13 protein-coding genes are annotated in these 14,257 nt (G+C 61.8%); 11 read left to right on the top strand and 2 right to left on the bottom strand.

The window, feature by feature from the left end; genetic code table 11:
* The first annotated feature begins 70 nt into the window (after positions 1 to 70).
* The 11 genes from OW493_RS10385 to OW493_RS10335 all read left to right on the top strand — a co-directional run bounded on the left by OW493_RS10385 (position 71) and on the right by OW493_RS10335 (position 12,783).
* Positions 71 to 1,540 (top strand): NAD-dependent succinate-semialdehyde dehydrogenase, encoded by a 1,470-nt coding sequence (locus OW493_RS10385; protein WP_077375705.1) that lies wholly within the window; start codon positions 71 to 73, stop codon positions 1,538 to 1,540.
* A 75-nt stretch (positions 1,541 to 1,615) separates the two neighbouring features.
* Entirely contained in the window at positions 1,616 to 3,106 is a 1,491-nt protein-coding gene (locus tag OW493_RS10380) for an aminotransferase (protein ID WP_077375316.1), read from the top strand.
* A gap of 3 nt (positions 3,107 to 3,109) precedes the next feature.
* Positions 3,110 to 4,234: a pyridoxal-phosphate dependent enzyme gene (locus OW493_RS10375; protein ID WP_289864057.1), complete on the top strand. Its 1,125-nt coding sequence runs from the start codon at positions 3,110 to 3,112 to the stop codon at positions 4,232 to 4,234.
* Between the two features lie 134 nt (positions 4,235 to 4,368).
* Entirely contained in the window at positions 4,369 to 5,358 is a 990-nt protein-coding gene (locus tag OW493_RS10370; RefSeq protein WP_289864056.1) for a cyclodeaminase, read from the top strand.
* A 154-nt stretch (positions 5,359 to 5,512) separates the two neighbouring features.
* Complete coding sequence (locus OW493_RS10365; protein ID WP_289864055.1) at positions 5,513 to 6,376, top strand: HAD family phosphatase; 864 nt, start codon at positions 5,513 to 5,515, stop codon at positions 6,374 to 6,376.
* A gap of 4 nt (positions 6,377 to 6,380) precedes the next feature.
* Positions 6,381 to 7,391, top strand: a complete 1,011-nt coding sequence (locus tag OW493_RS10360; RefSeq protein WP_289864054.1) for a DMT family transporter — start codon at positions 6,381 to 6,383, stop codon at positions 7,389 to 7,391.
* Between the two features lie 264 nt (positions 7,392 to 7,655).
* Positions 7,656 to 9,143, top strand: coding sequence for a SulP family inorganic anion transporter (locus tag OW493_RS10355; protein ID WP_077375304.1), 1,488 nt, complete (start codon positions 7,656 to 7,658; stop codon positions 9,141 to 9,143).
* A 244-nt stretch (positions 9,144 to 9,387) separates the two neighbouring features.
* A complete protein-coding gene (locus tag OW493_RS10350) occupies positions 9,388 to 10,278 on the top strand; it encodes a universal stress protein (protein WP_077375301.1) in 891 nt (296 codons plus the stop codon).
* 288 nt (positions 10,279 to 10,566) lie between these two features.
* A complete protein-coding gene (locus OW493_RS10345; protein ID WP_289864053.1) occupies positions 10,567 to 10,926 on the top strand; it encodes a RidA family protein in 360 nt (119 codons plus the stop codon).
* A gap of 109 nt (positions 10,927 to 11,035) precedes the next feature.
* Positions 11,036 to 11,689, top strand: coding sequence for an AAA family ATPase (locus tag OW493_RS10340; RefSeq protein ID WP_289864052.1), 654 nt, complete (start codon positions 11,036 to 11,038; stop codon positions 11,687 to 11,689).
* 8 nt (positions 11,690 to 11,697) lie between these two features.
* The gene (locus tag OW493_RS10335; protein WP_289864051.1) at positions 11,698 to 12,783 is read left to right on the top strand and encodes an AAA family ATPase; all 1,086 of its coding nucleotides are present in this window, start codon (positions 11,698 to 11,700) and stop codon (positions 12,781 to 12,783) included.
* Positions 12,784 to 12,790: 7 nt separating this feature from the next.
* Here the strand turns inward: OW493_RS10335 and OW493_RS10330 are convergent, their stop codons facing one another.
* Both OW493_RS10330 and OW493_RS10325 read right to left on the bottom strand, forming a co-directional pair.
* Positions 12,791 to 13,693, bottom strand: a complete 903-nt coding sequence (locus tag OW493_RS10330; protein WP_289864049.1) for a hypothetical protein — start codon at positions 13,691 to 13,693, stop codon at positions 12,791 to 12,793.
* Positions 13,694 to 13,702: 9 nt separating this feature from the next.
* Positions 13,703 to 14,242, bottom strand: a complete 540-nt coding sequence (locus OW493_RS10325) for a heavy metal-binding domain-containing protein (RefSeq protein ID WP_240499664.1) — start codon at positions 14,240 to 14,242, stop codon at positions 13,703 to 13,705.
* Positions 14,243 to 14,257 lie beyond the last annotated feature (15 nt).

Below are 14,257 nucleotides of genomic sequence, written 5' to 3'. Positions count from 1 at the left end.
CCCTTCGGCCGGGGAGAGCGCCATGAGTGTCCAGACCCTTACCCGTCAGTGGGCCAGCGCCAGCGATGGCATGGCACTGGAAGACCCGCGACTGTTTCGTCAGCTTGCCTACGTGAACGGCTGCTGGGTGCATGGTGAGGCAGGCCGTGAGGAAGCGGTCTTCGACCCCGCCACCGGCGAGCGCCTCGGTCAGGTGCCGTGGCTCGAGTCCACGCAGATCGATGCTGCCATTGCCGCGGCCGATGAGGCCCAGCGGGAATGGCGCAAGCTGCGGGCGGACCAGCGCGGCGAGCTGCTGGATGCCTGGTATGACCTCATCCGCGCCCACAAGCAGGATCTCGCCATGCTGATGACCCGTGAGCAGGGCAAGTCACTGGACGATGCCCGTGGCGAGGTGGAATACGGCGCAAGCTTCGTTCACTGGTTCGCCGAGGAGGGCAGCCGTGCCTTCGGCGAGACCATTCCCAGTCATATCCCGAATGCCGCGCTGGGCACCGTGCGTGAACCCATCGGCGTGGCCGCGCTGATCACGCCGTGGAACTTCCCGCTGGCGATGATCACCCGCAAGGCCGCGGCTGCATTGGCCGCTGGCTGCACCGTGCTGGTCAAGCCCGCCGGCGAGACCCCGTTCTCGGCGCTGGCGCTGGCGGAGCTTGCCGAGCGTGCCGGGATTCCCGCCGGTGTCTTCAGTGTCATCACCGGCGAGGCCGCGGAAGTCTCGAAGCAGCTGTGTGATGACCCACGTGTCGCCGGGCTCTCGTTCACCGGTTCCACCCGGGTGGGGCGCCTGCTGCTTTCCCAGTGCGCCGACAGCGTCAAGCGCGTCTCGCTGGAGCTGGGCGGCAATGCGCCCTTCATCGTCGGGCCGGACATGGACCCCGAGGAGGCGGCGCGTGCCGCCGTCGATGCCAAGTTCCAGACCTCCGGTCAGGACTGTCTCGCCGCCAATCGCATCCTGGTGCACGACAGCCTGTATGAGGATTTCCTGAGCCACTTCGTGCGCCTCATGAAGCAGCTCAAGGTCGGCAATGGGCTGGTCTCGGGTATCGACATGGGGCCGCTGATCCACCGTGACGCCGTGGCCAAGGCGCAGACCATCGTCGATGACGCCGTCGAGCAGGGCGCGCGGCTGATCCACGGCGATCAGAGCATGGCCCCCGGCCCCAACTTCTTCATGCCGGTGCTGCTGGCGGATGTCACGCCGAGCATGCGCGCCTGGCGCGAGGAGACCTTCTCGCCGGTGGCCGGCGTGACGGCCTGGCACGATGAGGAAGAGGTGATCGCGATGGCCAACGACACCGAATACGGCCTGGCCGCCTATGTCTACACCCACGACATTCGCCGCGTCTGGCAGCTGATGCGCGGCCTGCGCTTCGGCATGGTCTCGGTCAACTCGGTGAAGATGACCGGTGCGCCGATTCCCTTCGGCGGCGTCAAGCAATCCGGCCTGGGCCGCGAAGGCGGCCGTCAGGGGCTGGAGGAATATCTGGATATCAAGTACTACTGCCTGGGTGGGATGGAAAGCGCCTCCGGGAGTTGAGACGGACATCATTCATTGTCACGGGCGGTCAGGGCCACGGCGCGATCGCCCCTTGTGGACCATTCGGAGAGTCACATGAGCACCGATAACACCCAACGCCAGTCTGTCGGCTTCGATGACAGCATCAGCACCGACGAGCTGATTCGCCGTGACCGCAAGGTCACCTTCCATGCCTCCACCCACCTGCGTGATTTCGCCCAGGGCGATCTGCCGGGCCGCGTGATCACCGGCGGCGAAGGCATCCGCATCCGTGAGCGCGACGGGCGTGAGCTGATCGACGGCTTCGCCGGCCTCTACTGCGTCAACATCGGTTACGGGCGCACGGAAGTCGCCGATGCCATTCACGAGCAGGCCCTCAAGCTCAGCTATTACCACACCTATGTCGGCCACTCGAACGAGCCGCAGATCGCGCTGTCCGAGAAGATTCTCGAACTGGCCGGGCCTGACATGTCCAAGGTCTACTACGGCATGTCCGGCAGCGATGCCAACGAGACCCAGCTCAAGCTGGTGCGTTACTACCACAACGTGATCGGCAAGCCGGAGAAGAAGAAGGTCATCTCGCGCTGGCGCGGCTATCACGGCTCCGGCATCGCCTCAGGCTCTCTGACCGGCCTGGCGGCCTTCCATGATCACTTCGATCTGCCGATCGCCGGCATCCTGCATACCGAAGCGCCGGACTACTACCGTCGTCCCGCGGAATGCGCCGAGATGAGCGAGCGTGAATTCTCCGCCTGGTGTGCCGACAAGCTCGAGGCGATGATCCAGGCCGAAGGGCCGGAGACCGTCGGCGCCTTCATCGGCGAGCCGGTGCTGGGCACCGGCGGCATCGTGCCACCGCCGGAGGGCTACTGGGACGCCATCCAGGCCGTGCTCAAGCGCCACGACATCCTGTTGATCTGTGACGAGGTGGTGTGCGGCTTCGGGCGCATCGGCAGCCAGTTCGGCTACCAGCACTTCGGCATCAAGCCGGACCTGGTCACCATCGCCAAGGGCCTGACCAGCGCCTATCAGCCGCTGTCCGGGGTCATCGTCGGCGACCGCGTGTGGAAGGTGCTGGAGCAGGGCACCGGGGAATTCGGCCCCATCGGCCACGGCTGGACCTACTCCGGCCACGCGCTGGGCGCAGCGGCAGGTGTCGCCAACCTGGAGATCATTCGTCGTGAGGGCCTGGTGGACAACGCCCGCGATACCGGCGCCTATCTGCAGAAGGCCATGAAGGAAGCCTTCGCCGATCACCCCATCGTCGGCGACGTGCGTGGCATCGGCCTGCTGGCGGCGCTGGAGTTCTCACCGCAGCCGTCAGAGCGCAAGGCGTTCGATTCCGCACTCAAGGTCGGCCCGCGCATCTCGGCGGCGGCACTCGAGGAAGGGCTGATCGCCCGTGGCATGCCCCAGGGCGACATTCTCGGCTTCGCACCGCCGCTGGTGATCACCCCCGAGGAGATCGATGACATCATCGCCCGCGCGCGTCGCGCCGTGGACAAGGTGCATCAGGAGCTTCTCGACAACGGCGATCTGGCCTCTGGTGACCCCGCTTCTGGTGACCCCGCTTCTGGTGACAAGTAAGCCATGGCATTGACCCTGCCCCCGCTCAAGCATCCACGGGAAACGCCGCTGGCGCTGGCTGATATCCATGCCGCGCGCCAGCGGCTGTTTCATTCATCGACTGACACGGGTGTCGAGCGTACGGCGCTGGTGCCATCCCCGGCGCTGTCACGACGCTTCGATGCCGAGATCCTGCTCAAGCTGGAAACCCGTCAGCCCACCGGCGCCTTCAAGCTGCGTGGTGCCAGCAACCTGCTGGCGGCCGTGGCCGAGCAGACGTCGGGGGATGCCGTGACGCGCCTGGCGCGCGGCGTGACCACTGCCTCCACCGGCAATCACGGTCGGGCGCTGGCCTATGCCGCGATGCGCCGTGGCCTGAAGGCCATCATCTGTCTCTCCGAGCAGGTACCCGCCAACAAGGTACGGGCCATCGAGGCGCTGGGCGAGCTGGGCGGCGCGTCTGGCGGCAGTGTCGAGGTGCGCCGAGTCGGGCGCAGCCAGGACGAGGCCTTCCACGAGGTCAATCGGCTGGTCGAGGAGGAGGGCATGCTGGCGGTGCCGCCCTTCGATGACCCGCTGATCGCGGCCGGTCAGGGCACCATCGGGCTGGAGCTGCTGGAGGATTGCCCAAAGCTCGACCACGTGCTGATCGGGCTCTCCGGCGGTGGACTGCTCGGCGGTATCGGGGCGGCGCTCAAGGCGATTCGCCCCGAGACCCAGGTGCATGGCGTCAGCCTCACCGAGGGCGCCGCCATGTGGCACAGCCTGCAGGCGGGCGCCCCGGTGGAGGTGGAGGAGGTCGCAAGCCTCGCCGATTCACTGGGTGGCGGCATTGGCCTGGACAACCACACCACGCTGCCGCTGGTGCATCGCGTGATGGATCACCACCATCAGGTCAGCGAGCGCGCCATCGCCCGCGCCATGCTGATGCTGCTGGAGGAAGAGAAGCTTCTGGTGGAGGGCGCTGCGGTGGTCGGGCTTGCCGCACTCGAGGCCTCGTGGCGAGGCGAGACCGACCCCGCGCTGGCCGAGTCGATCCGTGGCCAGCGCGTCGCGCTGATCATCAGCGGCAACGGCGTCAGCCTGGAAACGCTCGATCAGGCCAGAGCGCTGCTGGCAGACGCTCAGGGGCAAGGCCAGAACGCCTGAAGACACCAGAACGCCTGAAGCACCAGAACGCCTGAAGACACCAGAACGCCTGAAGACACCAGAACGCCTGAAGACAACAGAGTGCCTGAAGACATCAGCGCGCTCGATGACACCCGAACCCCGGAGGAGGACGCATGACGGAACCGACTCAGGACAGCATGCAGAGTTATTCACGCGAACAGATCGCCGAGGTCGTGGGGCTGGATACCACGGCACTCAAGGCCATTCGTGATGCCTTCATCGCGTTGGGGCAGGGCAAGGTGGTGCAGCCGCCGATCCTGTCGATGGCCATCGAGGAGGCCAACGGCGAAGTGGACGTCAAGACGGCCCACATCCAGGGGCTCAAGCACTTCGCGATCAAGATCAGTCCCGGCTTCTTCAACAATCCCGCCCGCGGCCTGCCGAGTCTCAATGGCCTGATGGTGGTGTTCTCCGCCGAGACGGGCCTTGCCGAGGCGCTGCTCAATGATGGCGGCTACCTGACGGCGGTGAGAACCGCGCTGGCCGGCGCCGTGGCCGCCGATGCCCTGTCTCGCCCGGACAGCAAGCGGGTCGCGCTGATCGGGGCCGGTGAGCAGGCCGGCCTGCAGCTGGAGGCCTTGCGGCTGGTGCGCGACATCGAGAGTGTCGATGTCTGGGCACGGGACAAGCAGCGTGCCGAGACCTTCGCGCGGGAGACGGAGGAGCGCCTGGGGCTGACGGTGCGCAGTCATGACAGCCTGCATGCGGTCTGCCAGAACGCCGATATCATCGTCACCGCCACCCCCTCGCGAACGCCGCTGCTGGACTACTCGATGCTGCCGGAGGGCGTGCATGTCACCGCGATGGGCTCCGACAGCCCCGAGAAGCTTGAGCTGGAAGCCGATGTGCTCCTCGAGTGCGATCATTTCGTGTGTGATACCCGCACCCAGTCCGAGACCAACGGTGAGCTGAAAGGGCTGGAGGCCGAGCAGGCCAGATCGCGTGACGTGCATGAGCTGGGCCGTCTGCTGGCCGAGGGGCGTGATCTGCGTTCAGGCGGGTCGGCCCCGGATACCTGCATCACGGTGGCGGATCTCACCGGTACCGGCGTGCAGGATACGGCCATCGCCAGCCTGGCGCTCTCGCGGCTCGTCCGGCGTTAGTACGGGAAGTGTCGGTACGGAAAACGTCGGTACTGGCAGCGTCAGCGCTGGAGCGCCAATGGTGCGGCGGACTTGCCCGCAGCGTCGCCGCATGCGAGGGTCACGCAGGTGACGGCAGGAAGCCGTTGACGCCCCTTGCCACTCGGAGCCTGTCGTGACTCGTACCTCGTCCTCATCTGCCGCCCGGCCGCGTGCCCTGAGCGCTGCGCCCGATGTCGAGATCTGCCGCACACCGCTGGCGGATCTCTGCGCCGACTGTGACGCCGTGACCCTGCTGCCGCCGCTCTCGCCGCCGGAGGAGGGCCATGTGCGCCACCACTGTGCGCTGGATGCCCCGCTGGCGGTATTCGATCTCGACGATACGCTGCTCGACGGCGACTGCACCGGCATGTGGATGCGCTGGATGGTCGCCTGTGGCTGGATCAAGGATGTCGATGCCTTCATGGCCATCGGTGAGCGTCATCAGGTGCAATACCATGCCGGCACTCTGGACATCCACGAGCACACCGGCCATCTGCTCAGCCCGCTCGTCGGGCGGCATCGTGATGAGGTGCGTCGCGAAGTCGATGATTTCGTGGAAGAAATGGTCATGCCGCGACTGCTGGAAGGTGGTATCGCGCGGCTGGCCGAGCACGGCGAGGCCGGCCATCGCACCCTGATCATCTCCGCCTCCATGCATCATCTGGTCGGGCCCATCGCCAGTCGTCTGACCGCCGATGGGGCGCTGGCTACCCATCCGGCCTTTGATGAGCAGGGCTGCTTCACCGGAGCCACCAGCGGTATCGTCACCTTCCGCGAAGGCAAGCTGGCGGCGCTGGATGACTGGCTTGAGGGTGCCGAGCGCATCCATCGCACGCCGCAATCCCTGTGGGGCTATTCCGATTCCCACAATGACCTGCCCCTGCTGGAGCGGGTCGATTTCCCCCACGCCACCCAACCGGACGCACCGCTGCGGCAGCTGGCCGAAGCGCGCGGCTGGCCAGTGGTCGACTGGCGCCTGTCGCGCCTGTCGGACTGACGTCATGAACCCGCTGGCCGGGCGAGAAGCCGCCGCCCGCGCCTCGCGGCAGGCGCGGGGCGTGGCGATGACGGCGCTGGGCGTACTGCTGATCTCGCCGGACGCGCTGCTGCTGCGACTCGCCGATGTCGCCGATGGCCCGCTGGTGTTCTGGCGCGGTCTGCTGACGGCCATCGGCTTTGCACTGCTCCTGCTGGCCCTCCAGCGCGGCACTCCCGCACAGCGCATCGCCAGCGCCCTGGCGCGCATGCGTGGCTGCGGGCGTACCGGCGTATGGGTCGCGCTGCTGTTCACCGGCTCCACCTTGGGTTTCGTGCTCGCCAACCAATACACCCGCGCCGGCAACGTGCTGATCATCCTCGCCGCCAGTCCGCTGTTCGCGGCGCTGATGTCGCGCCTGTGGCTGGGCGAGCGTCAGCCACGCCATGTGTGGGGCGCGATTCTGGCCTCGCTGGCGGGCATCACGCTGCTGGTGCTCGATGAGGCCGGCAGCGGCACGCTCACCGGCAACCTGCTGGCGCTGGGCTGCAGCCTGTCGCTGGCCGGCAACTTCACGCTGTGTCGCACGCGCCCGGGGCATGACATGAGTCCGATGCTGACACTGTCCGGGCTGGTCACCGCGCTGTGCGGCCTGCTGGCGTGCCTGTGGAGCATGACGCAGGGCGGCGGTGACGTGCTGACGCAGCTGTGGCCCTCTCACGGTGCCGATTTCGCCCAGCGCGCCGGCTGGCTGGTGCTGCTGTGCCTGGTGCTTTCGCCGCTGGGCTTCACGCTGATCCAGCGTGGCCCGATCTATCTGCCCTCTGCGGAAGTGGCGCTGCTGATGTTGCTGGAAAGCGTGTTCGGCATCCTGTGGGTGTGGTGGGTGCTGGAAGAATCGCTCACCCCGCGTGGCTGGGCGGGCGGTGCACTGGTGCTGGGCGCGATGCTCATCAAGAGTCTGATCGACCGTCGTCACCGTCAATCGGTGACGGCGAGCGCGCGTTCTGCGGATGCGTCCACCGGTCGCAGCTGATACAATCCCGCCCATCCCCGAGTTTATTCACTGTCAAATGACAGCCCTCTGGACGCCTCACGGCGACCGGAGCGAATAGCTCATGGCGCGAAGAAAGCCACAGGGCGACCGGAAACGACAGCGGCATCACGACGCAAGCCAGGCGCGAGCGGCACTGCCCCTGACGGCAGCGATGAAGATTGCCACAACCGGACGCCAGACTGACTCGACAGCGCCAGGATTCAGCACGCACACCACCTTCCCCAACCTGTTGCGGACGACTCGATGACAAGCAGCCTCAAACAGCAGTGGCTTTCCAACCTCCGGCCCGACATCCTGTCCGGCCTGGTGGTGGCATTGGCCCTGATCCCCGAAGCCATCGCCTTCTCCATCATTGCCGGTGTCGACCCCAAGGTCGGCCTGTATGCCTCCTTCTCCATCGCCGTGGTGACCGCCATCGCCGGTGGCCGTCCGGGCATGATTTCCGCCGCCACCGGTGCCATGGCACTGCTGATGGTCGACCTGGTCAAGGACCACGGCCTGGAGTACCTGCTGGCCGCCACCGTGATGACCGGCGTGATCCAGGTCATCTTCGGCTACTTCAAGCTCGGCTCCCTGATGCGCTTCGTCTCGCGCTCGGTGGTCACCGGCTTCGTCAATGCACTGGCGATCCTGATCTTCATGGCCCAGCTGCCGGAGCTGACCAACGTCACCTGGCACGTCTATGCCATGACGGCCGCGGGCCTGGGCATCATCTATCTGCTGCCGCTGGTGCCGAAGATCGGCAAGCTGCTGCCGTCGCCGCTGGTCTGCATCATCGTGCTGACCCTCTTCGCGATGGCCGTCGGTCTGGATATCCGCACCGTCGGTGACATGGGTGAGCTGCCGGACAGCCTGCCGGTGTTCCTGATTCCGGACATCCCCTTCAATCTGGACACCCTGTGGATCATCCTGCCGTACTCGCTGCCGCTGGCGGTCGTGGGTCTGCTGGAATCCCTGATGACGGCCACGCTGGTCGATGATCTGACCGATACGCCGTCCGACAAGAACCGTGAGTGCAAGGGCCAGGGCGCGGCCAACGTCGTCACTGGCTTCCTCGGTGGCATGGCGGGTTGCGCGATGATCGGTCAGACGATGATCAACGTGAAATCCGGTGGACGTACTCGTCTCTCCACCATGGTGGCGGGTGTCGTGCTGCTGATCCTGGTCGTGTTCCTCGGCCCGTGGGTCTCGCAGATTCCCATGGCCGCACTGGTCGCGGTGATGATCATGGTCTCCATCGGCACCTTCTCCTGGCAGTCGATCCGTGACCTCAAGAGCCACCCGATGTCCACCAACATCGTCATGCTGGGTACCGTGGCCGTGGTGGTCGCGACCCACAACCTGGCGATCGGCGTGCTGGTCGGCGTGCTGCTCTCGGCGCTGTTCTTCGCCAACAAGATCGGCCAGGTGCTGCATATCGGCAGCGACATGAATGCCGATGGTCGTACCCGCGAATACCGCGTGGTCGGTCAGGTGTTCTTCGCCTCCAGCGAGCAGTTCCAGGCCGGTTTCGACCTCAAGGAAACCGTCGAGCGTGTCGTGATCGACGTCAGTCGTGCGCACTTCTGGGACATTACCGCCATCGGCGCGCTGGATACCGTGGTGGTCAAGTTCCGTCGTGAGGGGACCGAGGTCGAGGTACGTGGCCTCAACGAGGCCAGCGCCACGCTGGTGGATCGCTTCGCGGTGCATGACAAGCCGGACGCGGTCGAGAAACTGATGGGTCACTGATCATGCACGCATGACCCTGCGCGATCGAGTCACTTCGCTTGATCGCGCCGCGTGACAAGGTCAGACGGCGGGCAGTCCTTCACGGGCTGCCCGCCGTTTGCGTTCATGGGGTCGGAAAGTGGTAATCTCGAAACAGGTCGCGCCGGCATCGCGGGGGGAATGTCAGTCCTCCTTCTGCGTCGCCCCGGTCGGCACGCCATCTCCGTTGTCAGTATTTTTTGTTGTCAGCACAAGGAAGCCCGCCATGAGCCAATCCTCTGCCAGTGCCGCGACAGGCCATGACAAGGTCACCGCCTGCATTGACGGCTCCGCCTTCGCCGCCCCCGTGTGTGACGCCGCCGTCTGGGCCAGCCAGCGCCTGTCGGCACCTCTCAGCATCCTGCATGTGATCGACCGCAATGAAAGCGCCGAACCCGCCAATGGCGATCTCTCCGGCAGCATCGGTCTCGGTGCCCGGGAGCACCTGCTGGAGGAGCTCGCCACCCTCGATGAGCAGCGCGGGCGCATCGCCCAGGAGCAGGGCCGCCTGATGCTGGAAGCCGCCTGTGAGCGCGCCACCCAGGCCGGTATCACCGAACCACGCCCGCGCCAGCGCAATGGTGAGCTGGTCGAGACACTGGCCGAGCTTGAGGACGAGATTCGCCTGCTGGTGATCGGCAAGCGCGGGGAAGGGGCGGAGCAGGCCAGTGAGCATCTCGGCTCCAATCTGGAGCGCGTGATTCGCAGCCTGCATCGTCCCGTGCTGGTAGTGCCGGGCGAGTTTCAGACGCCGACACGCGTGTTGATCGCCTTCGATGGCAGCGCAACCATCAAGCGTGCCATCGAGGTGCTGGCGGCCAGCCCCTTGCTGCAGGGCGCCGAGCTGCATCTGGTGATGGTCGGCGCGGACTCGGTGGAGCATCAGGCTCCGCTTGAGACCGCGCGTGACACTCTCCAGTCAGCGGGCTTCAACGTGCAGGCCAGCCTCAAGGCCGGTGAAGTGGAAGCCTGTCTGCGCGAATACGCCAAGGAGCACGCCATCGACATGCTGGTGATGGGCGCCTACGGCCACTCGCGCATCCGTCAGTTGCTGGTCGGCAGTACCACCACCGAGATGATCCGCAATGCCACGGTGCCGCTGCTGATCCTGCGCTAGCACGTTCAGCACACGCCCTGCCGGGCAATGAGAACGCCGCGCCTTCCCGTGTCATGTCGGGATGGCGCGGCGTCTTTATTTCCGCCCCTTGGGCAGTGGCTACAGGTACGCAAGGCAGAAACCCTCACGACGACTGGAAAATACCCCGCAGGTCGCGTTGCGCCGCCCGCCGGAATCTGGAACGCTGATGGCCGCTTATCCTCATTGCGCGCCATGCCGCTGAGGGGCTTTCCCTTACGCTGGTGCGTCTTTCACCACTCCAAGAAGAACGGCACAAGGACACTCTCCATGAGCGATATCCAACGTCACGACACCAAGGCACGCATGAGCCGCGCCGTCATCCACAACAACACCATCTATCTGTGTGGCCAGGTCGCCGGGCCGGAACAACGCTTCAGTGATATCACGGACCAGGCCAACAGCATGCTCGCGCGTGTCGATGCGCTGCTGGAAGAAGTCGGCAGCGACCGCGAGCACCTGCTCTCCGCCACCGTCTATCTCAAGACAATGGATGACTTCAAGACCTTCAACGACATCTGGGACGCCTGGGTACCGGAAGGTCACGCCCCCGCCCGCGCCTGCGTCCAAGCCGCCATGGCCAGCCCGGAACTGCTGTGTGAAATTACCGTGGTCGCCGCCGTTAAATAACTCGCAGTATGGTTTTTCTAAGCCCGCCAGATTTTTCTCTGGCGGGTTTTTTAATTCTTGTTAACTTCTTTAAGTAGATTATGAATTTTCTATTCTAAAGGAGTTTTTTATGAGATTTGATTCTCTGAAGATATCGAATTGGAGGTCTATCAAAGAGATAGATATCGAAGCGCAAGATTTAATGGTGATTATCGGAAGGAATAATCACGGCAAGTCAAATATCCTATCTGCAATACTGTTCTTCTTTAGTCAATTAAAGCACCAGGATTTAGATTTTAATTGTGATTCTGGAATTTTGTTTGTTGAAATAGTTTTTAACGATTTGTCGGATGTGGAAAAAGCTAGGTTCACCAAGTATTTGACTTCTGATAACAAAATAACTGTGCGTAAGACTGCTTACAAAGGAGGAAGTTTTGAATATAGAGGTTTTGTTGAAAAGTGTACTATAGAGTGGCTTAAAGAAGAGGAGGCTTCTAATTATACAAAAAGAGAAGTTGTTGAGAATACGCCTTTAATAGATTTCTTGCCTGCTCAAGGAAGGATTAATAAGCAAGATGTAATGAATGCTCAAGCCTCGTATATTGAGGAGCACAGAGTGGAGCTAGAATTTATTTATCAAAAAGAAGAAACTGAATTTTTAGGTTTGAAGTCTGTTGCTGCAAGTAGCTTTGGAGAATTGTACTTTATACCCGCTGTAAAGATGCTGTGTCTGATTTTAGCTCAAAAGAGTCTAGTGTCTTTGGTAGGATTTATTCAGGTGTAATATCCTCCATGTCTGAAAGCAATAATGATTGGAGGTCGGCTAAAGAAGGGTTGGCTGAGTTGTTTTCAATTTTCAATATAAATGATGATGGTGAGCATCATGCAAGAAGGCCTCAGGAAATAACTGAACTTGAACTGTCTCTTTCACGTGAGCTTAGTGTCTGGGGTACAAAGATAGATATTGAAATAAAGGAACCTGACATTGATAATGTTATTAAGTCGAATACTCAGATCTGGATCGACGATGGTGTAAGAACGGATATAGTGAGAAAAGGTCATGGCCTTCAAAGAGCATTGACACTTGCTTTGGTGCAAGTATTGGCTAAAGAGACTCCGGGAAGGTTACATGTCGATAACGATGTCAGAATATCAAATTCAAAATACTTTATATTTGAAGAACCAGAGTTGTATTTACATCCGCAAGCACAAAGGCAGCTTTTTGATTCTTTTGTAAAGCTTTCGGACTTAGGTAGTCAAGTGATTATATGTACTCATTCAAGCGGCCTCATTGATCTAGAAAGATATCGCTCAATATATATAGCTGACAAAAGTGATGATGAAGCAGGTACAGTTGTAAGAAAATGCGCGGGTGATATATTTGAAGGTGACGAAAAAAAGGATTTCAATCTCACATATTGGATAAATCCGGATAGAAGCGAACTATTTTTTGCTAAAAAAGTTATACTCTTGGAAGGGGCGACCGAGAAAGCGGTAATACCGGCATTGGCTAAAAAATATGAACTTTATAAATATGAATATACTGCTATAGATTGTGGCTCAAAGAATAGCATCCCTCAGTATATCAAGCTCTTAAATTGTTTTCTCATTCCTTATGTTGCAGTATACGATCAAGATCATCAACATCATAAGAACATAGATGCTAGAAATGCGGCAGATAGATCAACTCAAAACATATTGAATGTGATTAATTATAATATAGGTCATGGGCTGTTTCTTGTTAATGATATTGAGGAAGAGTTAGGACTACCTCAAGGTACTAGTTCAAAGCCATATGTGGCATTGAGTCATATAAATCGAGAAGATTTTCAGATTTCAGATAGCATGTTGGATAAAATTACAGCTATTTATGATTGATATTTTGTTATGTTTGGGAGTGGTTATTCGTGCTCTTTAATGCCGCCTCATACCTCACCCATTCCCGATAAAATCCGTCCAGTTGTTCTGTCTCGCTGAGGTGTGATGCTTCAGCGAGGCGTTCGCGTGCGTCTGTAGGCAGCATGGCGATGCGGGCGTCGAGGTCGTGGGCGTGGCGGGGATTGCGGTACTCGAGGTCCAGACCGAGCGGAGCGGTGGCGAGGCCGACAAGGACATGGCCGTGGCGGTGGGCGATGGAGACGTGAAAGCCTGATGGCAGTGCAGGGTGATGGGGCGCCTGGCCACGTGGTGACCAGTCAGCCAGTGGCAGCACAATGCCTTGAGCAGCGGCGAGTTCACCGAGCAGCACGCGGGCGAGGTGGGATTCGGCTTCACGTTGCTGGCGACGGCGGGCCTTGGCAGATGACACGGGAGTGTCCGCGTTATCCACAGCCGCCTGTAAATTGCGCATCGAGCGACGGCTGGAGGCATCCGTCGAGGAGCTGGCAGAGGGAGCAGCCGAATCAGCACAAGACGTAGGCAGCACACAGGCCTCGGCCAGCCACAGGCGGGCTGGCCGAGAGGTGGCGTCAGAGCTGTCATTCGGCAAGTCGCGCACAGCGCTGCCAGTCGCGGACGCCAGGGCGGCGGCTAGGGCATGGGGATCATGCGAGATCAGCGGCTCGCCGTTAGACAAGTCGGCGCTCAGCGAATCAGTGCTCAGTGAACCAGTGCTCAGTGAACCAGTGCTCAGTGAAGCGGAGCCATGCGATACCGCATGCCCCAGCACCACGCAGCGGTAGGCGGGGTGATCGGTCGGGCGCGCCGCAGGAGTATCCGCTGCGCGCGCCGAGCTGCCCTCGACCGGCTCGCCTGCCTCACTCACATCCTTGCCTTCCCTGGCCGTCATGATGGCGAATCAGTTCTTCGGATGCAGGATCACCAGATCCCCGCGCAACGCGACGCCCGCGACGACATTGCCCGCGTGGCACTCGTACTTCTCGCTGCTGGAGTAGGGCACGTTGTCATAGTCGCTGCGGATATTGATGACCGCGTTGGCCCCGTATTCACGCGCCTTTTCCTGCAACTCACGCAGCGCCGACAGGAACACCCAGCGGCAGGCCGCGGCATCGCTCTTGTTGGTCGCGTTGGTCTTCGGGTTCACACGTGCCCAGCCACGCTTCTCGATGCGCTCGTAGGGCTGCTTGTCACCGAAGAAGAAGGCCACATCCTTGCCCAGTCGCTGACTGGCCGCGGTGCTGGCCATCACCGGCATGATGGGCAGGAAGTGCTGCGTATCCCGCGCCTGTGCCGGTGCGGAGGCCAGCAGCCCGGCCGCGCCGAGCACCAGGGCGGACACCAGCACGCGTCCCCGCGACAGGCGGCCGGCCGGCGCCGTGCTGGCGTGGGCCATGGGGTGTGACGAGGAAACGAACGACTGAGCAACGGATGACGCCATCTGACACCTCTCCTG

Source organism: Cobetia sp. 14N.309.X.WAT.E.A4 (assembly GCF_030397495.1).
Classification (GTDB): Bacteria; Pseudomonadota; Gammaproteobacteria; order Pseudomonadales; family Halomonadaceae; genus Cobetia; species Cobetia marina.
Note: the sequence above shows the minus strand (reverse complement) of the source record. Positions and strands in the feature narration are given on the sequence as shown.